The 24,602-nt window shown below is 44.8% G+C and carries 22 protein-coding genes; 3 read left to right on the forward strand and 19 right to left on the reverse strand.

The window, feature by feature from the left end; genetic code table 11:
• Nucleotide 1 precedes the first annotated feature (1 nt).
• Nucleotides 2-1,144, forward strand: a complete 1,143-nt coding sequence (locus ACZ45G_RS19815) for an MFS transporter (protein WP_464172227.1) — start codon at nucleotides 2-4, stop codon at nucleotides 1,142-1,144.
• 85 nt (nucleotides 1,145-1,229) lie between these two features.
• Nucleotides 1,230-1,598: a LysE family translocator gene (locus ACZ45G_RS19820; protein ID WP_464172228.1), complete on the forward strand. Its 369-nt coding sequence runs from the start codon at nucleotides 1,230-1,232 to the stop codon at nucleotides 1,596-1,598.
• Nucleotides 1,599-2,938: 1,340 nt separating this feature from the next.
• On the opposite strand, the gene ACZ45G_RS19825 is transcribed toward ACZ45G_RS19820, so the two are convergent.
• From ACZ45G_RS19825 to ACZ45G_RS19890, 14 genes are all read right to left on the reverse strand, one after another.
• Nucleotides 2,939-4,429 (reverse strand): DUF445 domain-containing protein, encoded by a 1,491-nt coding sequence (locus ACZ45G_RS19825; protein WP_464172229.1) that lies wholly within the window; start codon nucleotides 4,427-4,429, stop codon nucleotides 2,939-2,941.
• A gap of 291 nt (nucleotides 4,430-4,720) precedes the next feature.
• Nucleotides 4,721-5,314 carry a TIGR02594 family protein gene (locus ACZ45G_RS19830; RefSeq protein WP_464172230.1) on the reverse strand — a complete coding sequence of 198 codons (594 nt, stop codon included), beginning with the start codon at nucleotides 5,312-5,314 and terminating at the stop codon, nucleotides 4,721-4,723.
• Nucleotides 5,315-5,367: 53 nt separating this feature from the next.
• The gene (locus tag ACZ45G_RS19835; RefSeq protein WP_464172231.1) at nucleotides 5,368-6,249 is read right to left on the reverse strand and encodes a hypothetical protein; all 882 of its coding nucleotides are present in this window, start codon (nucleotides 6,247-6,249) and stop codon (nucleotides 5,368-5,370) included.
• A 916-nt stretch (nucleotides 6,250-7,165) separates the two neighbouring features.
• Entirely contained in the window at nucleotides 7,166-7,807 is a 642-nt protein-coding gene (locus ACZ45G_RS19840) for a hypothetical protein (RefSeq protein WP_464172232.1), read from the reverse strand.
• Between the two features lie 110 nt (nucleotides 7,808-7,917).
• Entirely contained in the window at nucleotides 7,918-8,955 is a 1,038-nt protein-coding gene (locus ACZ45G_RS19845) for a DUF2235 domain-containing protein (RefSeq protein ID WP_464172233.1), read from the reverse strand.
• Nucleotides 8,956-9,528: 573 nt separating this feature from the next.
• Nucleotides 9,529-10,128 carry a ComF family protein gene (locus tag ACZ45G_RS19850; RefSeq protein ID WP_464172234.1) on the reverse strand — a complete coding sequence of 200 codons (600 nt, stop codon included), beginning with the start codon at nucleotides 10,126-10,128 and terminating at the stop codon, nucleotides 9,529-9,531.
• Between the two features lie 203 nt (nucleotides 10,129-10,331).
• On the reverse strand, nucleotides 10,332-11,603 hold the full coding sequence (icd, locus tag ACZ45G_RS19855; protein WP_464172235.1) for an isocitrate dehydrogenase (NADP(+)): 1,272 nt from the start codon (nucleotides 11,601-11,603) through the stop codon (nucleotides 10,332-10,334).
• A 3-nt stretch (nucleotides 11,604-11,606) separates the two neighbouring features.
• Complete coding sequence (gene rlmB / locus ACZ45G_RS19860; RefSeq protein WP_464172236.1) at nucleotides 11,607-12,371, reverse strand: 23S rRNA (guanosine(2251)-2'-O)-methyltransferase RlmB; 765 nt, start codon at nucleotides 12,369-12,371, stop codon at nucleotides 11,607-11,609.
• 5 nt (nucleotides 12,372-12,376) lie between these two features.
• Nucleotides 12,377-12,946, reverse strand: coding sequence for a guanylate kinase (gmk, locus tag ACZ45G_RS19865; protein WP_464172237.1), 570 nt, complete (start codon nucleotides 12,944-12,946; stop codon nucleotides 12,377-12,379).
• Nucleotides 12,947-12,990: 44 nt separating this feature from the next.
• Entirely contained in the window at nucleotides 12,991-13,317 is a 327-nt protein-coding gene (locus ACZ45G_RS19870; protein ID WP_464172238.1) for a DUF370 domain-containing protein, read from the reverse strand.
• 41 nt (nucleotides 13,318-13,358) lie between these two features.
• Nucleotides 13,359-14,240, reverse strand: coding sequence for a YicC/YloC family endoribonuclease (locus ACZ45G_RS19875; RefSeq protein WP_464172239.1), 882 nt, complete (start codon nucleotides 14,238-14,240; stop codon nucleotides 13,359-13,361).
• On the reverse strand, nucleotides 14,237-14,773 hold the full coding sequence (locus tag ACZ45G_RS19880) for a DUF4416 family protein (protein WP_464172240.1): 537 nt from the start codon (nucleotides 14,771-14,773) through the stop codon (nucleotides 14,237-14,239). The genes ACZ45G_RS19875 and ACZ45G_RS19880 overlap by 4 nt, the downstream gene beginning before the upstream one ends.
• A 2-nt stretch (nucleotides 14,774-14,775) precedes the next feature.
• Complete coding sequence (locus ACZ45G_RS19885; RefSeq protein ID WP_464172241.1) at nucleotides 14,776-14,943, reverse strand: Trm112 family protein; 168 nt, start codon at nucleotides 14,941-14,943, stop codon at nucleotides 14,776-14,778.
• Between the two features lie 48 nt (nucleotides 14,944-14,991).
• The gene (locus ACZ45G_RS19890) at nucleotides 14,992-16,755 is read right to left on the reverse strand and encodes an ABC transporter ATP-binding protein (protein ID WP_464172242.1); all 1,764 of its coding nucleotides are present in this window, start codon (nucleotides 16,753-16,755) and stop codon (nucleotides 14,992-14,994) included.
• A gap of 87 nt (nucleotides 16,756-16,842) precedes the next feature.
• Here ACZ45G_RS19890 and ACZ45G_RS19895 point away from each other — a divergent pair, with 87 nt between their 5' ends.
• Nucleotides 16,843-18,165: a 3-deoxy-D-manno-octulosonic acid transferase gene (locus ACZ45G_RS19895; RefSeq protein WP_464172243.1), complete on the forward strand. Its 1,323-nt coding sequence runs from the start codon at nucleotides 16,843-16,845 to the stop codon at nucleotides 18,163-18,165.
• A 105-nt stretch (nucleotides 18,166-18,270) separates the two neighbouring features.
• On the opposite strand, the gene ACZ45G_RS19900 is transcribed toward ACZ45G_RS19895, so the two are convergent.
• The 5 genes from ACZ45G_RS19900 to ACZ45G_RS19920 all read right to left on the reverse strand — a co-directional run bounded on the left by ACZ45G_RS19900 (nucleotide 18,271) and on the right by ACZ45G_RS19920 (nucleotide 24,581).
• Entirely contained in the window at nucleotides 18,271-20,598 is a 2,328-nt protein-coding gene (locus ACZ45G_RS19900; RefSeq protein WP_464172244.1) for a tetratricopeptide repeat protein, read from the reverse strand.
• The gene (locus tag ACZ45G_RS19905) at nucleotides 20,595-21,140 is read right to left on the reverse strand and encodes a Rieske 2Fe-2S domain-containing protein (protein ID WP_464172245.1); all 546 of its coding nucleotides are present in this window, start codon (nucleotides 21,138-21,140) and stop codon (nucleotides 20,595-20,597) included. Before ACZ45G_RS19905 ends, ACZ45G_RS19900 begins: the two co-directional genes overlap by 4 nt.
• On the reverse strand, nucleotides 21,140-22,408 hold the full coding sequence (locus tag ACZ45G_RS19910) for a cytochrome b N-terminal domain-containing protein (RefSeq protein WP_464172246.1): 1,269 nt from the start codon (nucleotides 22,406-22,408) through the stop codon (nucleotides 21,140-21,142). Before ACZ45G_RS19910 ends, ACZ45G_RS19905 begins: the two co-directional genes overlap by 1 nt.
• 107 nt (nucleotides 22,409-22,515) lie before the next feature.
• Nucleotides 22,516-22,947 carry a hypothetical protein gene (locus ACZ45G_RS19915; RefSeq protein ID WP_464172247.1) on the reverse strand — a complete coding sequence of 144 codons (432 nt, stop codon included), beginning with the start codon at nucleotides 22,945-22,947 and terminating at the stop codon, nucleotides 22,516-22,518.
• A gap of 104 nt (nucleotides 22,948-23,051) precedes the next feature.
• Nucleotides 23,052-24,581 carry an arylsulfatase gene (locus tag ACZ45G_RS19920; RefSeq protein WP_464172248.1) on the reverse strand — a complete coding sequence of 510 codons (1,530 nt, stop codon included), beginning with the start codon at nucleotides 24,579-24,581 and terminating at the stop codon, nucleotides 23,052-23,054.
• Nucleotides 24,582-24,602: the final 21 nt, after the last annotated feature.

Genomic DNA, 24,602 nt, shown 5'->3' on the forward strand with positions numbered 1-24,602 from the left:
CATGGCTACCCATAGAAAAGAGCAGATGTATTCCTATCTCATCGTTCTGACCATCTGCTCCACTGTTGGCCTCCAATGCTGGCGGACACTGTTTGATAATTTTGGCGTCAACGTGGTGGGGCTTGACGGTCACCATGTCGGAATTTTGCAATCCATCCGGGAAATCCCCGGATTTCTGGCACTGTTGGTGACCTATGTGCTGCTGGTGATTAAAGAACATCGCCTGGCCGCCCTTTCCATACTCTTCCTGGGGGCCGGGATCTTTCTTACCGGTTTTTTGCCCAGTTTTGCAGGCCTTGCCATCACCACCATGATCATGAGTTTCGGGTTTCACTATTATGAAACCTGCAGCCAGTCGCTGACCCTCCAATACTTTGACAAGCAGACATCTCCCATCGTATTTGCCGAGCAGCAGCAATTTGCAGCTGTTGCCAGTATTCTTGTGGGAATCGCTATCTTTCTTATGGCCCCTTTTTTAAGCTATCAAGCCATGTTTATTCTCTTTGGATGCCTCATCAGTGGCTGTGGTATCTGGGCCTTTACAAAAAAACCATCTAAACAGACAATTGTCCCCCAAAAAAAAAGGATGGTGATCAAGAAAAAATATTGGCTCTATTATTTTCTAACCTTTATGGCCGGGGCAAGGCGTCAGATTTTTATGGCATTTGCCGTATTCTTGCTGGTAAAACGGTTTGATTTTTCCGTCCAGGATGTTACCATCTTGTTCCTGATCAACAATGTGATTAAATTTTTTATCAACCCCATGATCGGACGATTTATCCTCCGGTTTGGTGAACGCAAACTTTTGTCCATGGAATACCTGGTCCTCATCCTGGTCTTTATTGCCTATGCCTTTGTGGAATCAAAGATGCTCGCAGGTTTCCTCTATGTCCTGGACCATATATTTTTCAGCTTTGCCATGGGCATTAAAACCTATTTTCACAAGATTGCCGATCCCAGGGATATTGCGGCCAGTGCCGCCGTCGGTTTTACCATCAACCATATTGCCGCGGTTATTCTCCCGGTTGTTGGCGGTGTGTTATGGATGGTGAATTATAAAATTCCCTTTTTGGCAGGGGCGGTTTTCAGTTTCATCTCCCTGTGTCTCGTACAATTCATTCCCTCCCACCCCAAAAAGGGATAAGAATGGAATTTTTTTGTGATTTATATGACAATAGTTTTTGTGGCATCCATCATTCCGGGCCCCAGCATGATCCTGGCCCTGACCCATGGGGTTAAATACGGCACAAAAAAACATGGCAACCGCCCTTGGCAACACCTGTGCCAGCATAATCCAGGCCAGTATTTCCATTGCAGGGCTGGAAGCTGTTTTAACGGCATCACGCCCTCTGTTCCTCACACTCAAATATGTTGGCACCACATATCTCATCTATTTGGAACTGAGTATCTGGCGTTCTAAACCCATGCCCCTCGAACCTTCCCATCACGGGAATTCAATTGCGGGCTCTTCCTTTTCCAAACGGTTTTCCCAGGGATTTTATGTGACAGCCAACCCCAAAGCCATTGTCTTTTTCTCCGCTCTGTTTCCCCAGTTTATCGATCCCACGGTTTCCCCCTCGCCCAATACCTGGTTCTAATTGTCCCCTAAGCACCATTGCCTTTGCTTGTATGATGATTTATGCCCTGGGCGGGGCGAGGATTACAGACACTTTTACCCGACCCACCACAGGAAACTATTTTAATAAAATCGTTGGCGGGTCTTTTATTTTCCTGGGAATCGGTATCGTGGCTTCAAATTAAGGACATATCGGGATAAAAAAACAAAAACAAAAACAAAAACAAAAACAGATACCTATCCAATATCTGAGCCAATTGGAAAATAACAAAAGACATTTCGATACTTGCCATAACCCCTAAAGGATTCCAACAAGTGCCGGCGACGGAGGGGGTAAGGCTCTTCGCTTCATTCTCACCGAACGTCCTGTCCGGCTCCGAGATGAATGGCGCTTGGCCCCGTCCGTGGGGCACGCTGCCATTCAAATCCGATAGGAACCTGCCCCCCTCCACTGCCTCTCCCTTTGCAAATTTCCTGATATTGTGGTTGGATATTTTAAAAAGATACCCTGACGATAATTCATAGCACATGAATTAATACCTTCCTCAGTAAATTTTTTATATTATACACTTTAATCTGAAAGAATGACTTTCGATGCTGGGTCTGGCCCATATAGTGTAATGCGGCTCAGCCGCCATGAACGCCTTGTGTTATAAAACCTATCGTTTGCCAAAACCTTCCAACCAGTCCTTGAGAACAAGTTAACCGGGTCGAGTGTTAGGTTCGTAGATGACTAACCACACAAATGAACTGGTGTAAGCTTGTCTTGGGAGAATGTTCAACTGTGAATATTTGGTCATAAAAGGGTGACGATAAGGTGACAAAACAGGGCTTTTTTGAAGTCTACACATGCGTGAGAATTCGGTGTTTTACTGATGTGAGGACTGGATAAAATCCGGTCTAATAGAAACGGATCACAGTTTTAGTCACAAGTTGTGGAGTAATTAAAAATGATTTAGTCCGGGCCGTGGTCTGAGCCCTACAAGCCTCATGAGAACCTTACAAAACTTAACATTTGGAGCAACCATATGAAGTATACACATAAAAACTGATGATAAAGCAGGAATCTTGCGGTGCTGAGACCCGAGCTAGCACACCATGCAAACGCAGAGATATTTTTTGGAATGGGTGTTGACCTCTCCACGGGGGCCTGAGTACAGGAACAAAGATACCAGAGGGTAAAAAAGAGCTGCACAAAATGGTTTTAAGAAACGAACCCCAATAGATGTATACTTTTGTTAACTTCTGGATTTTAATTCCAGAAGCTCAGGATGTCCTCCCCAAAACGATGGTCTTTCTCCAATTATGCTGAATGGAATCTTAATTATATTTGACCAATTGCAATCAAATTTTCTGGTTTCCCTACTTTATGTGTCGATTAATCAGAGAAATGGTCTTGCGCCAGTCCTGTGGGTCATTTGTCAGATCCTCTTTTGTCTTCTTTAGCTGGTTCTTGATCATTTCGGGGGAATTGTCTGGTAATTTGTTTTTTACTTCTCCCAATACTACAATGGAATTGTAGACCCCGTTTTTGTTATTACGATCGCCCAGGTTTCTGAACAGATCGGCAATTGTGCTCTCTATGGACAGGGTGCTGTCTTTGGGTGGTCGTTTGCCAAGCGATTCTATATAAGCGATCAGAAAACTGGCGGTGTTTTTCCGGATCGTGCTGTCTTTGTCTTTGAGTAAGTCGGTGAGCAGATAAATTCTGTCGGCTGGGATTTCTACCGGTTGATCCATGAGTAAAAAGGCCGTGATCACACCCAGGCGAATTCGATACACTTTGCCTCTGTCGGTTTTGAGAATATTTAACAATTCTGGTACGGCTTTTTCGGCCGCGTTCCCCAGTTCGCTCCGGGCTGAACGCCGGACATTTTTATCCTTCGACTCAAGCCGATCAATCAATTTTTGGATTTTCGGATCAGCCTGTAAAGGTGCCTGATATTCCTGAAAAACCTGACTGACCTGCTCAACAATTTCAGGTTTTACATCCTTTGGGATTATTTTTTCTGATGAGCCGGGTGTGCCAGGAACTGTTTTTTGTGCGACCCTGAACAAGTCCCACTTTTCATTTGCTTTTTTGAATGCTTCAGCAAGTTCAGGTGAGTCTTCCCGGTCTTCCTCGACAATTCTTGTCAAAACACTGCCTAAGGCTTTTGCAATCGGGTTGATCAGCTCTGGAACCTGCCAGTCTACGGTTAATTCCAATAGCGATTCAATGATGAAGGCACGGACTTTATTATCGGTTGTCAAGGCGGCGATTCTCTCTAGGCCCCGGGCAGCAGTTTCTTTTACGCCTGGATCTGCAGTCGCCCTAGCCAAGGGTACCCACAGGGCAAGATCTTCGAGCTTTGAACCTATGGTGACGAGCATTTCGTCGTTTTCCGAGAGAAGAGCAAAGTAGAGCGGGATGGCCTTGACCAGGTCTTTTTGCTCATCTTTTTCAAGCTGGCCTGTCTGTTGTAAATGGACCTCGGTTTTTATTTTTAGCAGTGATATGAGGATCTGCATTTTATCTGTTGCAGTCAAACCCCGTTTTTTTTTATCAATGCTTTCTTCTTCACTCAGAGTCGGTTGCTTTTCAATATACCCTTCAATTCGATTCAGCATTTGATCAACCAGTGTGGTTTTTTCAACCTGCTGTTTGAGTGCGGCTTGTTTTTTTTCTAGCTGTTGCGTGAATTCGGTCTTATTTTTTTCCATATCCAGCTTTACTGCGGTTAATTTATTGTTCGCAATAAATTGCCAAAATCCGAGCAGCATAGTGGCCAAGGCCAATCCCGCAGTAAAAAATTTGTGCAGGGTATCCCATGTATTTCCAGACGCATGGCCGGTTGGATCATTATTTGCCATAGAACTCCTTTAAATGGCCTCGGAATAGAATTTGCTCGTAAGTCAACGTTAATAATGTTGTCTCAGTATCAAGGTCTATAATTAAAAAATTTAAAATTCCTTTCCGCCTATCCAAAATTTTAATTTCGGTCAGAGGTTTTGAATTCTATTTTTTTAAAAATATTGCAATTTCTTATGATTAGAATCGTTTTACATTGGTTTAGCGTCGTTTTTTGTCTAAATTTTATTCCGAATCTTATTTGGCAATTTTGTTTTGCAGCCTCAACGTCTCACCTCACCCCTCTCACAGATTCAAGCTACTACACGCCGAGCTATGACACGATCGACATCGAAGCTGGCGATGTCAACCTTATTACGCTGATTCCCCCCCATAAGAACAATGCGACCACTTTCACGACCAACATAAAACCCAACGTGACCGCTAGGAGGCTGGCCTCGTTTGAGCACAACAATGCAACCAGGAACGAAATCATCCGCTTCGATTCCCCAATCCAACCATGAGCGTGCCGCCTTGGACTTAGTTCCCTGTATGTCTGCTTTCTCTACGCAGAAGTTAACGAAAGAGGAGCACCAAGGAACAGAATCTGGTGCCACTCCACCCCTTGTGGTCGCGTGATACTCCTCGATGCGGGGATTGCTGCCGCTTGCACCGCCCTCGGTCTGTCCGAGTTCAGCGCGAGCGACTTCCATCCACTTGAACTCCGGCGATGCTATCGTCGCATTTTCTTGCTCGAATTCAGAGTTAGCTGAATAAGTTGCGATGATAGTTATCTCTCCATCTGGCTCAACTTCCTGCTCGAAAGTCCCACCGTCAGCACGGATCAGCGCGATTACGAAATTGACCCGCTCCGGAGGGATATTGGTAATTATTCGTGTGATACTCATTTTCAATCCCCCTTCTCTTTGATTTTGCAGCACAAACACAAAAAAGTGAAAGTTTACAGTCCCATGCAGATAGCAACCATGGCTCTCTGCTCTGCAAATTTTTCTTGAAGTATAAAATCTATCATCAATGTTTCTGCCGGAACATTGGCTTTTGGCCAACAAGATTTAATTTCGGCAAACTTTGTCACATCAGGCTTGGGACAATTTGCTTCGCCACGACAAATCGCTTGCTCAAACTTACTCCCAGCACTATCCAAGAGGGAAAAACTAAGCTCCTTCTGTAACGCCACTTCAGCCGCCTTGGACTCGACACCTGCCGACTCGGCAATGCCAATGAATCCACTGAGCAGTGTGCCAGCTTCGTAATATACTTCAAGGTCGGCAAGAGCTATGCCCAGAGGATATACTTCGATTTTTTTTCTCATACCGCTGCGCAAGCGCAGGACCACCTTGTTACGCTCAGCTCTCATCTGAGTGTGAATCGCCAGAACGGCTTGATCGAAGAGAACTTCTTTATCAAAAGCAGCCTTGGCGCCTATTATCCCCCCAGATATAGCAGAAATCGTGGCGGAAGGATTAACAGCTCCGGCTACATTGAGTCCAAGCGTAGTAACAGTTGCAAGGAAAGAGGAACCTCGGGCCTCCGTAAATAGAGCCTTTTCAAACAAAGAGAAATTCGTGTCCACAACCAGGATGCCCGTCGAAATAATTTTATTTCTGCAGACCACCGTCTCACTATCCATACATTCTTCAATTTTCACGCGAGTGAGTAGTGGTGTCGCTTCTTTAATAAGCTGATCCTGTGATACCGCTCTATCAGGATAGCCGGAAAATGAGGAACAACCAGCCAGAAGGCAAACTAACACCAAAACGACACCAAATCTTCTAAATATGAATAAGTGTTGGCTAAAAATAGTCTTCTCATATTTTTTCAATTATGTTCCTCCAAATAATTAAAAAGTAGCACGCAATAGTAAATATTTTCCGTAAATGACCAGGCGATGTTTCTAATTGGTGAGAAGTAATCGCCTTCTAAGGAACTCAAAAAAACTTCAACAGGAATACTCTTTTATGTTAGTGAGTACTGATATGCCGTAAGAATATCACAGAAATAAGAGCAAGTAACTGAGTATACATATGGGCTTTTTATGTGAACAATGAGGATATATTCTTCAATTAATAGATAGAAAGTCGCTTTTTGTCAATTGAAATATGAAAAAAATTTAAAAAACTGAAACATGCACCCAGCCTAACATGGATACAATGAGACTATGGAACAACGGGTAGGATATATCATATTTATCACCTCAATGCCCCAGTTCAATTTTTAATTGAGGCGACATCTATCCTTACACAGAGGGCCACTAATTTCGAATAGCGTCTTAGTATCATTAGCGACCGAAAAGTGTTCGGATATTCATTGACCCTTCGTTGAGACCTTTGAATATTTTGCCCTAATCATCTAATTAAAAGGAGCATACTTATTTTGTTTTCTGTCAACTTCAGTATGGGCCATGGCAAGATTAATATACGACCAAAACAAGATTTCTTTAATGGTGTTTAACTTTTTCTTTGCCACTACGCTTCCTTTTTGGACAGACACATAATCAGTTCTGTGCAGATCTGGATATCATATAATTTGGAATGCTATCCGAACTACAACGATGAAAACGTGATCTGTGAATCAGTATCAATGATTCAAATTTGTGTAAAGAAATATTCAATTATATTTGACCAAGTATAATTGAATTAATCAAGCTTCCATTAACCTATATTGGAGAGTAACAGGATTTTGTCCAAATTTTCAGAAAATGATATTCTGACTCAACAACTATAAATTTGTTATATTAATTACCGGATTTTCGAAGAATCCTTTCCAATCTTGTGTTTAGTATCAATAGTCCATGCTTTTGCAACTTCGGGATTATTTTCAAAAAACTCACTTCGAATTTCCTTGTTCACTTTATTCAATGGGCATGCGAAATTCATACACTGAGAACAGAGAAAAGTTCTTAATGTCATAAAAAAACCTGCGACTGTCAAAAGATAAACTATGAGTAAAAACAATTGAAAGCCAGCAATAAGGAAAATAAGAGGATATCCCCAGACAAATACGAAGCCAACAAAAAATATAACCTTTTCCGAAAATATCATTGGACCGGGTCGATATTTCCAAATTTTGGGTGAACCATAGTTTGCCCAACATTTTAACGATTTTCCTTCCTCAGCATAATGAGGACAATGGGAGCACATGACCCGGATTTCAACAAAGCCGAAATAACCGATTATCAAAATTAACCATGGAATCAACATCCATCCATTTATATGGTAGATTCCGCCTCCCCCTAATAAAAAGGCAGGTGAGGCAATCAAAAAAAAGTATATCAAATCTCTGAGTGTAAAATGACAATGCAGAGCATTTTGAACGGTGAGGTTATCACATGTCTCAAATATGTACGTTGCAATGGATTTGTTTGGATCTAAAAATTTCATCAGATCATCTCCATTGAATTTAATATACGAAAACAATAGGTATCACCCAGTTCATTTTCATTGTTGAAATACATATTCAATTCTTAAAGTAATTTTTTCAGAGCCAAACATCATTGCCCCACATCTATGTTGTCCCAGCCTAATTGGTCAACGAGTTTTTTTAGTCTTGGCGGGCGGTAGCTACTGTCGGCCAGATAACGAGTTTTGACACTGGGATGAATCCTGGTGGGCTTGTTTTCAATAATCAGCGGCCGCCGTAATGGAGATTTCAAACGGTACACATGATTCCGTGATTTGTGAAGATTGCCTTTTACCCCGTCTGTTAAGGAATTCCTTATATGAGGCTCGATCTCCAATCCTGCACCTGTCACTTCGTCCAGCATCCATGCCAGCGGGGCATCTGATGATCTAATCCCGGTTTGCTTGTCAGGAGGATACGAACCTCCGACATCAGAATGAACTCCTGCAAACCAAACTTGTTTCAGATCCACCCCCGGCCTGGAAGTCCAAACCGTTGGTTCGAAATCCTCTCGTTCCTCATCAATTGCCAGTGCATGACGCGCAATAGATACATTTGAACCCATTTTGGTATCATAAAATTCATCATGGCGATCGAATAGCCCCATCAGGCTGAACGGGATTCCCAAAGCCCCGACTGTGTCCCAAACACCTACAAAATGAATCTTTCTGGAAGTGTAGCAGTGGTTCTCGCGAAAAAATGCTGTGGCATCTGCATTTGGTTGGTTTTTCGCAGAAGAACTTTTGTATATTTTCCAAACTTGGGGAATAAGATTGGCATCAGCTCTCTTCAATATACCGCAGTTGTTTATCAAGCCACTCAAAGCCCTTACAGTGTAGGCACCTCTACTGAAACCAAATAAGTAAATATGGTCTTCTGGGTCATAGTTCTGAACAATATAGCGGTATCCATCCAGGATATTTTTATGGATGCCGCGACCGGTTGCTCCAGCACTTACACTGTTATGATATGAACCCAATCCCCAATCATAAAAGACATGCTGTTTGACACCGTCGGCAGATGGTTTCACAGCGCGGGCAAGTTTGAGGACATTGGTCGGAAAATCCTTTTCAATATCTTCTTCTGGGCGGTTCCATGTGCCATCTGCGCAGATAACTATATTAGCCATTATTTTATCTCCTTATATTCAAATTAACCAAAAATATATTTTCTAATAAAACTCCAAATTCAATAAAAGAAATGAACAAGTAATGAGCAGAACTGGGTATCATATAATTTGGAAAGTTATACGACCAGCAACAATAAAAGAAATGATCTGTAAATCAGTATCAATGTTTCAAATTTGTGTAAAGAAATATTAAATTATATGGGGAAAAGCAAAAACGAATAAATCAATTCCCCGGTAAATTTTAATTGGACTAACAGGAACTGGCAATACATCCTGAAAGGATGCGGACTAAATTTATTTTTGTTTTCGTAAAAGGCTGGATTTAAAGGAATGGGCTATTAATAATAATTTATAAATCCAGATAGTTCTGAATCAAAAGAGGACACCAGATCTTGTGGTTGGTGAATTATTACACAGACAATCAGCTATAGTACAACTTTTCCCAACGATTTTAGAATCTCGCATAAGGGATACAGCCAGAGGCAAACAAAAGTGCTAACCAGGTTATAATTGAACATGTCACCAAGGCTTTATTTGCTTGCGATTGTCCTGAAGAGTTACCTGAACCAAATATCAGGCCCTGGCAAGGACCAGGACATCCACCTGGTTTGCCCCGGCGTCTAACAAAAGTCTTGCCGCTTCCCCACAGGTGGTACCCGTGGTATATACATCATCCACCAACAATATATTTTTTCCTGCAATGGATATATTTTTCCCAATCTTTTTTCCAAGGCGAAATGCGCCCTTAAGGTTGGCTTTTCGCTGTTTGATATCAAACCCGGTTTGGGGGCGGGTGAATTTGATTCTCCTGAGTGCACCTGTGTCAATCTGCCATGGGGGATTTTTTCCGTAAACCGATTTATATTGTTTTTTAAAGTTACGAATCAGGAGATAAGACTGGTTAAATCCCCGCTGTTTCATTTTTTTTCGATGCAGGGGAATGGGCAGAATCAGATCAATGGATAAACCATCAAAAAAACGGATAAAGGCATCAAACATATAGGTTTCAAACACCCGGGCAAGGGAGAGCTTTGATTGATACTTAAACAAAGGGATGGCCTCTCGTATAATTCCCTGGTATTGAAAGGCGGCCCTGACCTGGTTGACCAAAGGCGGGGTGATCAGGCAAGTTTCACAAAGATGATTTTTCCCATTTTCCTGTTCATCGACCAAATCGGAAACCGGTTCAGAGATTTGATCAAAGACATGACCACACCTGGGACAAAAGGGAGGTCTGAATCCAGGAGGGTCGGCCGGCAAACACCTATCACAAAAACAGGCCGACAGGCTGTCGAGAATCTTACAATTTATATAGGCCCTGCATTTAAGACATTGGCAGGGGAAAACCAAGGTCTCAAATGCAAAAGGGAACCTCTTTATTGCCCAAAAAGAATATGCTCTGCTATACTCCTTGAAAATCTGGAACATGTCACCTCTTCTCCCCCGGTAATCCGGGACGCCAAATCCGCTGTGACCCTGCCCGAGGCTAGCGCCTTGGTCACACCCTCCCGAATAATATCCCCGGCCCTTTGCCACCCCATGTGATCAAACATCATGGCACCGGACAGGATAAGAGAACAAGGATTTGCCATGTCTCGTCCGGCAATGTCCGGGGCCGTCCCATGGGTGGCTTCAAATACGGCACAGGTATCTCCGATATTGGCACCCGGTGCAAGCCCTAATCCTCCGACCTGGGCAGCCAGGGCATCGGATATATAATCCCCGTTCAGATTGGGGCAGGCAATAATATCAAAGTTTTCAGGCCGCAGCAAAACTTCGGCAAACACCATATCGGCAATCCTATCCTTGATCACCACAAATCCATCTGGCAAGATGCCTTCATAGGTCTCAAACAAGGTTTCCTCGGTGATCACCCGGTCTCCAAAGGTTTCAAAGGCAGCTTCATATCCCCACCTTCGAAATCCCCCTTCGGTGAATTTCATGATGTTCCCCTTGTGCATCAGGGTCACACTCTTCCGATTGTTTTCAAAGGCATATTCAAAGGCCCTGATCACAAGTCGCTTGGTTTTTTCCGGAGACATGGGCTTGATACCGATGGAACATGAGGCCGGCAAATCACAATTGAGTTCCGTTTTTAAAAGGCCCAATAATTTTATTGCCTCAAAGGACCCGGAATCCCATTCAATACCGGCATAGAGATCTTCGGTATTTTCCCGAAAGACCACCATATCCACTCGTTCGGGATGGGAAACCGGACTTGGCACCGGCGGATAATACCGAACAGGGCGGATGCAGGCATATAAATCCAGCTGCTGCCGGATTTTGACGTTCAGGCTCCGCATTCCCTTTCCAACCGGGGTCGAAAGCGGCCCTTTAATGGCAACCCGATGGGTTCGTATGGCATTCAAGGTTTCATCGGGCAAATATTGTCCTGTCCTTGCAAATCCTTTTTCACCGGCGGTAAGCTCCAGCCATTCTACTTTTTTCCTGGATCCGAATGCAGCCTTTACCGCGGCATCCAACACAAGTTTTGCTGCGGGCCAGATATCTTGTCCGATACCATCCCCTTCAATATAGGGAATGATGGGGTTGTCCGGTACGTTCAGTTCAAGGGTATCGTCCATTGTTATGGACTTTGGTGTTAGGAATTTTTGTGGTATGGATTCCAGGGGTGTGGGTGCTGACATTCTTTATTTTCCTTTAGGTGTAAATGCAATACTGCGCTGGCGTTTGGCCTCATACATAGCAATTCCGCCTGCCACAGAAGCATTTAATGAATTGATTGTTCCTGAAATGGGAATGGACAAAACAAAATCACACTCCTTTTTAACCCCGGGTCGAATGCCCTTGTGCTCCCCCCCGATAACAAGGACGACATTGCCGGTGAGATCGGATTCATATAACCCGCTGGACCCATCGGCATCCAGTCCGGAAACCCATGCCCCGGCATCCTTTAAATCCCTCAAAAGAGAAGCGGTATTGGTGATCATGAAGATGTCGGCATGTTCCATGGCTCCGGCCGAACTTCTGGAAACCGTGGATGAGGGTGGACAGGATCTGTCCTTGGGAATCATGATATAATCCACATCCGCACAAAGGGCGGTTCTGATCAATGCCCCCAGGTTATGGGGATCTTCAATGCTCTCAATCACCAAAATAAAATAAGGGGTGTCTCTCTTCGCAAGAAGGGGCAGTATCTGAGTCGCTTTTTTTGTGGGGAAAAAAGAGGCCTTGGCCACAATTCCCTGGTGGGGGGCAAACTGGGTCAGCGTATCCAATTCCTTTGGGTCTGCATATTGGAGTTTAATGCCCCTTTTTTCAGCAAGCATAATTACCTTGTCTGCCCTGCCGGCAGACCGTTTGCTGGAAATAAAAACAACTTCAAACTGTCGTTTTGCAGCACGCAATGCCTCATACACGGAGTGGAAGCCAAATAGTATCTCTGTTTTTTCCATGGCCATTATAAACACCTCATTTTTGTCTCAAAAATCAAACACAAATCCGCAACAGCCTTTTCTAAACCATCATTGACAATTACATGGTCATAGACCCGCTGCTGATCCATCTCCCATTGGGCATTTTCCATTCGGTGTACGATGACATCAGGGGAATCGGTGCCCCGGCTTTCAAGGCGTTGTTCAAGCACCTCAATGGAGGGGGGCAAAATAAAAACAGAAACAAGCCTCAAATCAGAATTCATTATCTGTTTTGCGCCCTGGACATCGATATCCAAAAGAAGGTTCTCTCCCTCGTCCAGTTTTTCCGATACAAAGGCCTTATCGGTTCCATAAAAATTCCCATGGACCTGTGCCCATTCAATCCATTGATCCCGGGCTATCCTAGTTTGAAACTCTTGTTCATCTATAAAAAAATAATCTCGCCCATGGATTTCCCCTTGCCGGGGTTTGCGTGTGGTATGGGAAATCGAATAGGACAATTGGGGAAATTGTTTTAACACCTGCCCGATCAACGTGGTTTTCCCGGCCCCCGAAGGAGCGGAAATCACAAATAGGGTTCCTTTTTTTTCCATTTTCTGTCTGCCCATTTCTTGGCTTGTCTGGTGTATCAATTTATTTAATTGCCCTGTTTGCCTGATTCTTTGCCTGATTCTTTGGCGGGTTCTTTGCCCGGCCCTTTGGCCGTTTCTTCCCCCTCTTTCATGAGGGCCTCAAAACGGGACGCCACGGTTTCCGCCTGGATAGCAGACAATATCACGTGATTGCTGTCCGTGATAATAATTGCCCTGGTTTTTCTACCGTGGGTGACATCAATGAGACTGCGGGCGTCCTTTGCTTCATCCTTGACCCGTTTCATGGGAGATGAATTAGGGGATAAAATCGCCACCACCCGTTGGGCCACCACCGTGTTTCCAAATCCAATATTTAAAAGGAGCTGTTCCATATCATTTCCTTGTGCTCTTGTTGATGGTTATCAAAATAAAATCATTCAATATTTTGAACCTGTTCTCGAATCTTTTCCAGTTCTGACTTCAGGTCCACCACCATGTGGGACAAAACCGCATTCCCCGCCTTTGATCCAATGGTATTAAACTCTCTGTTGAATTCCTGGATCAAAAAATTAAGTTTTCGTCCCTGGGAGTCTTTTGCATCCATGACTTCCCGAAACAGGCTGATATGACTTGCAAGGCGAACGATTTCCTCGGACACGTCACTTTTATCAGAGAGAACCGCCACTTCCTGGGCCAGCCGGACCGGATCAATCTCCGCTGCATCCTGGGTCAGCCTGGCGATCCGTTCCATGAGTCGGTTTTTATAAACCCCGGGAATTTTTCCGGCCTCCTTGGTCAGGGTCTCCATGGATCCTTCAATATAATCCATGCGGGAACTCAAATCCTGGAAAAGATTTTCCCCCTCCTGGCGCCGCATGAGATCCAGCTCCCCGGCGGCCATTTCAACAACAGCCAATACCACCTCTCCCAGCAGGTCTGTATCAACCTGCTTTTGGGCCGGTATAATAATATTTCTGGCCGCCAGAATATGGTCCAGGGAGATATCAGATCCTATTGCCAGGGAATCCTTTAGCCGGCTTAATGCCGAATAATACCCCCTGGCCCTTACCTCATCCACCTCAAAAAGGTCTGATGCCTCAGAGTCATCCGTGAAATTCAACCGGACCTCTATCCGTCCCCGGTCATGGGTTTTGGCGATCAATCGTTTGATTTGTTCCTCAAAGGACTGACAGGCTTCTGGCAGGTGAATGGCAAAATCCAAATGCCGAGAATTATAAGAACGGATGGTCACATCCGCCGTAATGAACTCCTTGGTATGGGATGCCTTTGCAAAAGCCGTCATGCTTTTTATCATAAACTTTTCCTTTCCTTTAAATCCAGAAGATACTTGTTCCTGACCTTTTCAAGAAACCCCGTGACAGCGCTTGACGCATAGTCCGGGTAGGTCCATTCCAGGGTTTTAAATCCCTTTTTGGTATACATCAGGGTCAAGTCTGCATAGATATTGTGGCCGATATAAATCCTGTGGGAATATTCTTTTCCCGTGGCAAGGACAAACCGGGATGACAATAGATATCCCGGATCAATATTCACCTGCCGGTTGCCATCATCCAAACACTCCCGTTCCAAAGAATTGGTGGCAAGCTTAATGGACGCAAGGGAGTCCTGTTCAATGAGGGGTTTAAAGGCAATCAGCCGTCTATAAAGAGGAGATCCCATTTCTTTATAATAATAGTCTGTAAAGTCAAAATCAAGCCATTTTGAGATGATATCGCAGGGCCCTGCAATCTGCTCAAGCCGATCAAAAATCTGATCAAAGACCTGTCGCTCCTTCATAAAGACAGAGACCACCAATTTTGCCGGATCCGGTGCTTTCGGGGTGCTCATCCTTAGACAGGCTTTGCTTCTTCAATGAGCATAATGGGAATATCATCTCGAATTTCATAACACAGGCAACAAGCTTCACAAACAAGTCCGTCTTGTTTTTCGGTTAAAACGACCTCTCCCTTGCATTTGGGACAGACCAGTATTTCCAATAATTCTTTAGAAACCGCCATGGGGGTTCTCCTTTTAGGGTTCATTTTATGGATTTTAGATTCAATGTTTTAAATTTTCGCTGTCTTTGCCGCCTGCATGGACTGTAAATCAAAGTAGGCACCTTTTAATGACATCAGCTCCTGGTGAGTTCCCTGTTCGGCAATGGAACCATTTTTGAGCAAAATAACCCGGGAGGCATAGTCGATGGTGGAAAGTCTGTGGGCAATAACAAACGAAGTCCTGCCCTTCATGAGATTCTCCAAGGCTTTTTGCACCAATTGTTCCGCCTGGGAATCCAGCGCCGAGGTGGCTTCGTCCAGAATCAGCACCGGCGCATCCTTGATCATGGCTCTGGCAATGCAGATTCGCTGTTTTTCCCCACCGGACAACCGGGAACCAAGTTCCCCTATCACCGTGTCATACCCCTTGGGAAACCCCAGGATAAATTCATGGGCAAAGGCGGCCTTTGCCGCCGCAACAATCTGTTCCTCTGTGGCATCCATTCGTCCATACCGGATATTTTCTTTCACCGATTCATTGAATAAAATGGGTTCCTGGGTCACAATGGAAATAGTGTCCCTCAGAGATTTTATGGACAGATCCCGGATATCCTTGCCGCTGATTAATATCCTGCCCGAAGACACATCATAGAGCCGGGGGATCAGGTTGACAAGACTGGTTTTCCCCCCCCCGCTCATTCCCACCAGGGCCAGCACCTCACCCGGGGCAACCCGAAGATTGATGTTCTTTAAGGCCGGTGTTTCATCCGCCCCATAGGAAAAACTCACATTATCAAATTCCAGGTCAAAGGATTTCCCTTCAAGGATCTTCGGGTCATTTTTTTCCTGGATGGTTTCTTTCTCTTCCAGGATATCAAATATCCGGGAGGCGGCTGCCACCCCTTCCTGAATGGTGTTATTGAGCCCGGCCAATTTTTTAACCGGATCATAAAGCATCATGACAGCCGTTAAAAATGAAAAAAAGATGCCGGGAGTAGAGGTTCCGTTGATCACCCGCATGCCGCCAAACCATATAATAAAGGCAATTCCTAAGCCCCCTAGAAATTCCATGATCGGCGAAGACAGGGCCTTTGCAACAACCTTTTTCATTTCAAGCCGGAACAATTCTCCGGTTTTTAACCTGAACCTCTTTTTTTCAAGGGGTTCCAGGCTGAAAATTTTAATGATCTTGGCACCGGAAAAGGTCTCGTGGAGGAAAGAATTTAAATCGGCCATGGTCTCCTGGGAACCGGTTGAAAAGCGCCTCACCCGCCTGCCAAAAATAAGAATCGGATAAAAAGCCAGGGGTAGCACGAGAAAAGCCCCGCAGGCCAGTTGCCAGTCCCGGTAAAAGATCACTCCCAAGAAAGCGATCACACTGAAAAAATCCCGGAAGATGTTGATCACGGCTGTGGATACCATGCCCTTGACAATATTGACGTCATTGGTAATCCTGGACATGAGGGCCCCGGTTTTTTCCTTGTGGATAAAGGCTATGGGCAGGTCGGTTATTTTTTCATAGAGAGCGTTTCTGAAATACCGGATAATCTTCTCACCGATATAATTCATAAGATATTCAGACCCATATGACCCAAGGCCTTTGACCAGAAAAACCAGAACGGCCAGTCCCGGTATGATGAGGAGCATGTCCCGATTTTTGCCGATAAAAATATCATCCATGACCGGCTTGACCAACAGGGCCATAGACCCGTTTGCCCCGGCCACCATGACCATGCACGCGGCGGCAAAGGCGAGCCGTTTCCAGTATCGGGATACAAGATTAAAAATTACCCGCTGCCGGGATTTGGATAGACTGGCTCGTTTATTTTCCATAAATTAAATTTGGTTCATCCATAGTATACACCCGATTTCTAAACCGGGTATTGTCAATCATCAAAAAACATGAGAGCATATGTCCCCATGAAAACGTGTGCCTTTATACCTAATTTTTTTAAATTTTACAATATCCTCTGGCAGGCGGCCCTGCCTTTTTTAAAGAAAAACAAACGATTGGGGCCTTCTTTTCAAAAAAGGGTCACAACAGACCACCTTAAAAAGGCGGATATCTGGATCCAGGCGGCATCGGCCGGAGAAGCATTTCTCGCCCTCTCTCTTCTCTCCTGCCTGGAACCAAGGCAAAAAATTAAAATATTGATCACATCCACCACCTCCCAGGGCATGAAGATCTTAAAATCAGGTATAGAAAATAATAAGATCAACCCCAATATTGAATATTTTCTCGACTGGTTTCCCTTTGACATTCCCCGGACCATCCAAGGGGCTGTCAACCAGGTAAACCCCAGGGTCATGATCCTGCTTGAAACCGAAATCTGGCCGGCCCTTCTCCATTATTTAAAGAAAAACCATACCCAAATTTTCATTGTCAATGGCCGGCTGTCCAAGCGAAGTGGCCAGCACTATAGATGGACAAGATTTTTATGGGCAAAACTATCACCGGACAAAATTCTTGCCATATCCCCTTTGGATGCCAAAAGATACGGCCAGGTGTTTGACAAGGCCCAGGTTACTCAAATGCCCAATATCAAATTTGATCTCATGGAATCCGGCCTTGACACCCCTTCTAAGCCCTTGACTCTGGAAAACATAATTTCAAAAAATCTTCCCCTGTCCATCCTGGCATCCATCCGGCGACAGGAAGAAAAACAGGCCCTGGAAATTCTGGACGAGCTGCTGGCACGATACCCCTCCCAGGTAGTGGCCATCTTTCCGCGCCACATGCATCGGATGGATGCCTGGAAGAAAAAACTTTGCAAAAAAAAGATTCCATTCCATTTAAGATCGGAAATGACCGCACAGATCACAACCGCCGGCATCATCCTCTGGGATGCCTTCGGGGAATTACGAGAAACCTATGGCATTGCCCGCACTGTGTTTGTGGGCGGCAGCCTGTGCCCCCTGGGGGGCCAAAATTTCATTGAACCGGCCGTTCTCGGCACCCCCACGGTCACCGGCCCTTATCTGGATGACTTTGCCTGGGCCGGAAAAGAACTTTTCAACCAACAACTTGTCACCATCTGCAATGACAGTCAAACGGTTGCCCTTGCAATGATCGGTCACCTTAAGGTCCCCATCGAAAGAGGCAAACAAAAACAAAAGGCCCGAAATTATATTCAAAAAAACCAGGGCGGCACAAAGATGGCCTGCCAGGTTATTTTAGAGGCGTTGGAGCAACAGCCTACAGACATGGAAATGGTATCAAACAGCTTGTCATCCGCAGAGTAAATTGACGGCTTTGCCTCTCCCTTGCGGGCAAAACTATTTAATACCCCATCACCCCTCACCTCGCACCATGCTTTTCTCTTAAGAAAAAAGACAGCCTGTGTTATGTTAATTAGGGTTAACTGTTTTCTTATTCCTTTCGTTTATATATCTCAAAATATCATATCCGATTTTATTTTCTGGAAAAAGCCGGATCATTTTTTCCGCTGGCATCCGGGCACTGTCCAGTCGATTCCCTTTAATATAATGATCTGCCAGGGCAAAAAGAAAATCAAAATTATCCGGTTCCAGTGACCGTGCGCGCAATAAATATTTTTCAGCCGCGGTCATTTTTTTCTGAAACTGGAGCAGCAACCCAAAATTGTACTGAATTCTTGCCCTGTCCGGAAGACCGTCGGCTGCTTTTTGAAGATATATCAACCCCTGGGTATATTTTTTTTCTTCCACCATTAACAACCCCAGAGAATAGGCAATATCATACATTTGTGGCCGATCTTCAAGAATCTGGATAAAAAGCGTCTCCGCTTTTTCATTTTCTCCTTTTGCATTATACAGCATCGCCAGATTGTTTTTTGCCGGGAAAAACAAGCCATCGATTCGGATGGACTGTTTATAATTTTCAATGGCTTTATCATTCTGTCCCAAAGCAGAATACAATAACGCCAGATTATATCGTCCGGCGGGAAAGTCACCCGAATATTCCATGGCGGAAATATATTCTTTCTTGACTGATTCAAATACACGGTCCTGATCTTTAGTCAATTTCAAATTATTTATGGAGGCAACACCAAGAGCGGCCTGGATTCTGACAGCTTTTACCGGATCATAGAGCAACGGAAACATAAGGGAGGCATCCTTGTCAAAGCGTAAAATATTGATGGTGGAAATAGCGGTCTGCCGTACCAGGGCATCCGGGTCTGACAACGCTGTTTCAAGGGCTGTATAGCTTTGCTGTGACGGATAGGCAGATAAAAGGGATAATGCTGTTGCCCTGACAATACCGGGAAAAAGCGAATCTTTTGAAAGCGATATCAGATCGCGCACGGCCGCGGGGTCACCCTGCCTGCCCAGTGCAATAATTTCCCCGAAATGGGGTCGCTTTTTCTTGCCGTACCAGGTGGTCATCTGCTCATTGGTCCATTCAAGGGATTTATCAGAATGACATCCAACGGCATTGCAGGCATTGGGTGTCTGGAGGGTGCGGCTTAAATCCGGCCGGGGTATACGGATGGAATGATCCGCTCTCTTGTCAATTCCCATATATACTGTCTCGGGCATGTGGCATTGGATACAGTCATCCCCTTGACTTTCCTTCCCCTGGTACATTTTCTTGTGGAAATGATGATTTACCGTGTCATAGGTATCTTTCCTGTGGCAGGTAATGCATAGATCATTGCCTGCCACCTTAAGCTTCTGGCTGTGAACATCATGGCAGTCATTACATTTGACACCATTTAAAAACATCTTGCTCTGCATAAAAGACCCGTACACATAATCTTCATCAAGGATCTGTCCATCCGGATAATACAAATGTTCCGTCAACAGGCTGGGGACCATATAATCCATGATATTGTCACGACTATGGGAAAAATCCGCAATGGACGCCCGCCTTGAATGGCAATACGCACAAACCTGGATGAAATCTTCTGACGTCATATCTCTTGTTTGAACAACCAGGTTGAAATTATCAACATCCTTCCGACCCATTTCGGGCGTCTGAGCCCAGACCACATGCATAGACCCAGGGCCGTGGCAGGCTTCACAGCTCACATCTATTTCAGACCAGGTCGTGGTAAACCGATCCGTGGTTATATCATATCCTTTTTTCAAATTTGTCGAATGGCATTCGGCGCACATGCCGTTCCAGTTCTGACCCTGCCCGGTCCAATGGAGCCAGTCCATATAATCATCCGTATGATTGGGAAGGGCATACCACTTTTTTTTCACATCGTCCCAGGCAATCGTCAGGCATTGCAGCCGTCCGCCTTCAAAGGGAATCAAATACTGCTGCAGGGGAGAAAACCCAAAGGTATGGGTAATCTGGAAATCTTTATAGGCACCGTCCTGACCGATGGTATTGACAAAAAACCGGTCCTCTTTTTTAAAAAAACGTGTGGTGATCTGGTTGTGGGTAAATTCTGTATCATTAAAATCCCCCAGCACGGTTAAATTGTCTGCTTTTTCCATGGCCCGGTCATGGTCGGAATTCTGCCATTTTTCATACTCATTCCTGTGGCAATCCCTGCATTTTTCTTTGCCCACAAAAGTAGAACCTTTTTCTATATCCTGGCCGGTTGCGATAGAACTGCGATACATTTTTTGCCGGGACTTTATATAGGCCAGCGGAATAATCAGCACAATCACAAGGATTGCCGCAATGCCAGTGAGCATCCATTTTTTTTTAGAATCCGGGTGTGTTGAAAAATCAGCAGTCATCCTTTTTTCCGGCTCTCTTTCAGGATCGTTATTGTTTCCGGATAAACCGGCTGACTTTTGTTAAACCGGTTGCGTTTTATCCGACTGCCGATATTCACCTGGATCTGTTTATTGACAATACTTACCTCAAAAAGGTCCAAAGCCCTTGGAGCGGGTGAACTCAGGACATTCCCCCTGATATCGAACTCAGATGCATGACAGGGGCAGACAAACTTTTTCAATTCTTTATCCCAGGGGACGGCGCACCCCAGGTGGGTGCATCTGCCGGACAGAGCAAGGAAGCCACCGTCCCCAAGACACACCAGATAAAATTGTCCCGTGACAAATGCCGAGACAGATCCCGGCTCATACGTATCGGTAGAACCGGCATCGATCATCCTGATTGTAGAAATTGAAGTTTTTTTTCTGGTGACCGGTCTGAAAAAAGAAATAATCACCATGATCAGCTCGCCAAGGGCAACCAGCCCCAGGAGAGTCCACAAAGTTTTCAAAAAATTCCTTTTCCCGGTCCGTCCGCCGGCAGTCTTATTATTCTTATCCATCAGGCACCCCAGAAATAAAGCTTCATACCAGCTCCCCGGAGCCAGATACAAATCAAAGTAAGAATCACAAATGCAGTAATTAAAAACACAGCAGAAGTTTGAAAGGCTTCAGAGGAAGATAGCTTAAATTTTTGTTTCATCCCAAAATGATGAACCAAAATCAAGCATATAACCAGGACAAAGGGAACAAGCCCTGTGGACAAAATCCCAGGGATGCCCGGGAACCATTTTTGAAAATCAAGAACAGCCTCATCAAAAAAAACCAGCACCGGGGTGAGGGTCATGGAAATTAAAACCGCTGTTTTTGCTGCTGTTTTTGCCCGGTCTGACATAAACCAGACCCCTTCATTCTGGATATCCCCTCGCAGAAACGGCATGCCGATAAGGATGCAGAAAATGACAGTTGGAATCAAGAACACGGCAAAAGATGGATGAAAATGCAGTAAAAGTTCCTGAAACCCTGAAAAATACCAGGGTGCCTTTGCAGGGTTCGGACTCAAACCGGCATTGGCCATCTCATCCAGGGGCGCTTTAAAGACAAGGGCAAGCACCATAATGACGGCAGTCAGCACAAGGGCGACAACCGCTTCCCGCAACAGCAGGTTTGGATGTACAGCAACCATGACCGGTTTATCATCTTCCCCCATGCCGGCCAATCTGGATGTTACAACGCCTTTTGCCTTTCTGACTTTCCAGAAATGGGTGGCCAGAAAGCCGATCAGAAGTGTTGGAATCACGGTGGTATGAAGGGTAAAAAAAAGTTGTAATGTTTTTTCACTGATACCGCCGTCTGTGATGAAAAAGGTTTTGAGCATACTGCCGGCCGGGACATAATCAAACATGTTCATGCAGATGGTCACGGCCCAGAATGCAGTCTGGTCCCAGGGCAGCAGATAACCAGTAAAGCATGACAACAATACCAGACTGAGAATGCAGAGGCCGATGATCCAGTTCAACCTTCTTTTACCCAGATATCCTCCGGTAAAAAACACCCTGAGCATATGGCAAAAGAGCATTAAAACAAGCAAATTGGCAGAAAAATAATGCATGCTGCGGATCATCCGGCCAAAGGTAAACTGGTTTTCAAGGTATTCAACAGAGGTATAGGCAAACTCTGGAAACGGCTGATAGGAAAAAAGCATGAGCGTCCCTGACCCTGCGAGAAGCGTCACCAGGACAAGACACATCCCCCCCAAAGCCCAAGTGCTTTTTAATTCAAGGGCTTTTAAAGGAACCTTTACAGGATGAACGTGTTTGATAAAACTCAAGACTGTATCTGAGACCTGCCCGATTTTCCTGCCTCCGTAAAAAATGAATTATTTTAAACCACCCTTACACTAAAAACCAGGGTAAAACAATCTGGGAACACATAAAATCATGGCGTCTTGCGCAAAAAAATCACTTCATATGTCCTGTCCATGACAGCCTGGTAGTAGAATCCCACCAGAGCGTCTTTTTGGGCATAGTAGTAAAGTGTATAGGTTGATCCTTCATAGCCTTTGTCCTGAAATTTCACAAACAGTTTGATCAACGATTTTTCAATTGAAACGGCTGCCGTTGCGACATGGATAGGCTTGGGGTTGAAATACGATACAATTGCCTGGCCGTCTGTTTTCACATCTCTGATTTTGACCACATAGCTGCCGTCTGTTCGCTGCCAGTCACCGGCAATGATGCCATAATCTATTTTAACCCCGGTGGCAGCCCCTTCACCGGCAAATGCCGGCTGCAACATGGGTAAAAAAAAGCCTGCAAAAAACAAAAAAACAATGATGACTTGCCGGGGGGTGTAAAGGGTATCACACATAGTATCCTTTTTTTATATCTGTAGTTAAGCATAAATTAACAACCAGTGGCAGACATATTTTGCCACTGGTTGTGTTCCCTGCATTGAAAATACTTTTCTTCCCCTTAGTTTTGAGGAACGGTCTGAAGCTGTTTCAACACTTTATCTATACCCAGCGCTGACCCTTCAACCGGGGGAAATTCAACAAATGTCTTTAAAAATTCACCGGTAATGGCCTGGGCCGGTACAAATGTCCACATGTTGTCTGCAAACCAGCGAATATACATGGCTGATTCTTTCCAGGCAGTTTCATAGGGATCTGCTTTTAAATTGATCAGAATCGGCCATGCCGGCTGCTTGCGGTAGGCGGTATTGATAGCCCCTTCTAAAATCGCAAAATGCAGTTTCCAGTTATCATACCGGATGGCATTCAGGTTTGCCATCTGGTCAAAATAAAAAATTTCCCTTCGGGGATCTTTTTCTACTTCACCCGTCCAGAACGGCATTAAATTATACCCGTCCAGGTGAACTTTAAAATTTTTATCCCCTGCCTGATACCCTTTTAACAGTTTTTCCTTAACATCAGGGACACCGGCTGCGGCAAGAATGGTGGGCAGCATGTCTTCGTGGGAATAAATGTTATTGTCCACTGTTCCCGGTTTAATGGTTCCCGGCCATCTGATAAGGCTGGGCACCCTGAAACCGCCTTCCCAGGTGGTCCCTTTTTCACCATAAAAAGGAGTGGTTCCGCCATCCGGCCAGGTGAATTTTTCAGCACCGTTATCCGTGGAATACATCACTATCGTATTATCGGTTATCCCCAGTTCATCCAATTTATTTAGAACTTTTCCTACGGCCGTATCATGTTCGACCATACCGTCGGGATAGAGTCCTATGCCCGTCACACCCTGACTTTCCTTTTTCAGGCGAGTCCATACGTGCATACGGGTTGCACTGAGCCAAACGAAAAAAGGCTTATCTTGTTTATGCGCTCTTTCTATAAAATCAATGGCTGCACTCGTAAACTCATCGTCAGCCGTTTCCATTCGTTTTTGCGTCATTGGGCCGGTATCTTCAACTTTGCCGTCAGAATAACTGTGGATCACACCCCGGGGGCCAAATTTCTTATGAAATTCTTGATCTTTTGGATAATAATAGGTTTCTGGTTCTTCTTCAGCATTTAAGTGATAAAGATTGCCAAAGAATTCGTCGAATCCATGATTGGTGGGCAAATGCATATCCCGATCACCCAGATGATTTTTCCCGAACTGGCCGGACGTATATCCCAGAGGCTTTAAAAGTTCTGCAATGGTTGGCTGGTTTTCCTTTATTCCATGTTCAGAACCGGGCATTCCAATGGTAAGTAACCCGGTCCTGAAAGGATGCTGTCCTAGAATAAAAGCCGCACGCCCTGCGGTACAGGACTGTTGGGCGTACCAGTCGGTGAACATGGCCCCTTCATCGGCAATCCTGTCGATGTTGGGTGTTTTATAGCCCATCATGCCATGATTGTATTTGCTGATATTGGACCAGCCAATATCATCCCCCCATATCACCAGGATATTGGGTTTATTAGCAGCAAACCCTGTTCCTGACAACATGAGAGCAGCCATTAAAACCACAGCCAGCTGAAGAAATTTTTTTTCCAAAATCATGATAAATTCTCCTTTAGTAAA

The organism is Desulfoconvexum algidum (assembly GCF_055382125.1).

Bases quoted from the DNA above. Each gene is read 5' to 3' on its own strand.
- rlmB (WP_464172236.1), bottom strand. From the start codon at position 12,371: ATGGAAAAAACAGAGATACTATTTGGCTTCCACTCCGTGTATGAGGCA.
- ACZ45G_RS19870 (WP_464172238.1), bottom strand. From the start codon at position 13,317: ATGGAACAGCTCCTTTTAAATATTGGATTTGGAAACACGGTGGTGGCC.
- ACZ45G_RS19840 (WP_464172232.1), bottom strand. From the start codon at position 7,807: ATGAAATTTTTAGATCCAAACAAATCCATTGCAACGTACATATTTGAG.
- icd (WP_464172235.1), bottom strand. From the start codon at position 11,603: ATGTCAGCACCCACACCCCTGGAATCCATACCACAAAAATTCCTAACA.
- ACZ45G_RS19830 (WP_464172230.1), bottom strand. From the start codon at position 5,314: ATGAGTATCACACGAATAATTACCAATATCCCTCCGGAGCGGGTCAAT.
- ACZ45G_RS19815 (WP_464172227.1), top strand. From the start codon at position 2: ATGGCTACCCATAGAAAAGAGCAGATGTATTCCTATCTCATCGTTCTG.
- ACZ45G_RS19845 (WP_464172233.1), bottom strand. From the start codon at position 8,955: ATGGCTAATATAGTTATCTGCGCAGATGGCACATGGAACCGCCCAGAA.
- ACZ45G_RS19895 (WP_464172243.1), top strand. From the start codon at position 16,843: ATGAAAACGTGTGCCTTTATACCTAATTTTTTTAAATTTTACAATATC.
- ACZ45G_RS19920 (WP_464172248.1), bottom strand. From the start codon at position 24,581: ATGATTTTGGAAAAAAAATTTCTTCAGCTGGCTGTGGTTTTAATGGCT.
- ACZ45G_RS19880 (WP_464172240.1), bottom strand. From the start codon at position 14,773: ATGAGCACCCCGAAAGCACCGGATCCGGCAAAATTGGTGGTCTCTGTC.
- ACZ45G_RS19825 (WP_464172229.1), bottom strand. From the start codon at position 4,429: ATGGCAAATAATGATCCAACCGGCCATGCGTCTGGAAATACATGGGAT.
- ACZ45G_RS19885 (WP_464172241.1), bottom strand. From the start codon at position 14,943: ATGGCGGTTTCTAAAGAATTATTGGAAATACTGGTCTGTCCCAAATGC.
- ACZ45G_RS19915 (WP_464172247.1), bottom strand. From the start codon at position 22,947: ATGTGTGATACCCTTTACACCCCCCGGCAAGTCATCATTGTTTTTTTG.
- gmk (WP_464172237.1), bottom strand. From the start codon at position 12,946: ATGGAAAAAAAAGGAACCCTATTTGTGATTTCCGCTCCTTCGGGGGCC.
- ACZ45G_RS19820 (WP_464172228.1), top strand. From the start codon at position 1,230: ATGGGGTTAAATACGGCACAAAAAAACATGGCAACCGCCCTTGGCAAC.
- ACZ45G_RS19900 (WP_464172244.1), bottom strand. From the start codon at position 20,598: ATGACTGCTGATTTTTCAACACACCCGGATTCTAAAAAAAAATGGATG.
- ACZ45G_RS19905 (WP_464172245.1), bottom strand. From the start codon at position 21,140: ATGGATAAGAATAATAAGACTGCCGGCGGACGGACCGGGAAAAGGAAT.
- ACZ45G_RS19875 (WP_464172239.1), bottom strand. From the start codon at position 14,240: ATGATAAAAAGCATGACGGCTTTTGCAAAGGCATCCCATACCAAGGAG.
- ACZ45G_RS19890 (WP_464172242.1), bottom strand. From the start codon at position 16,755: ATGGAAAATAAACGAGCCAGTCTATCCAAATCCCGGCAGCGGGTAATT.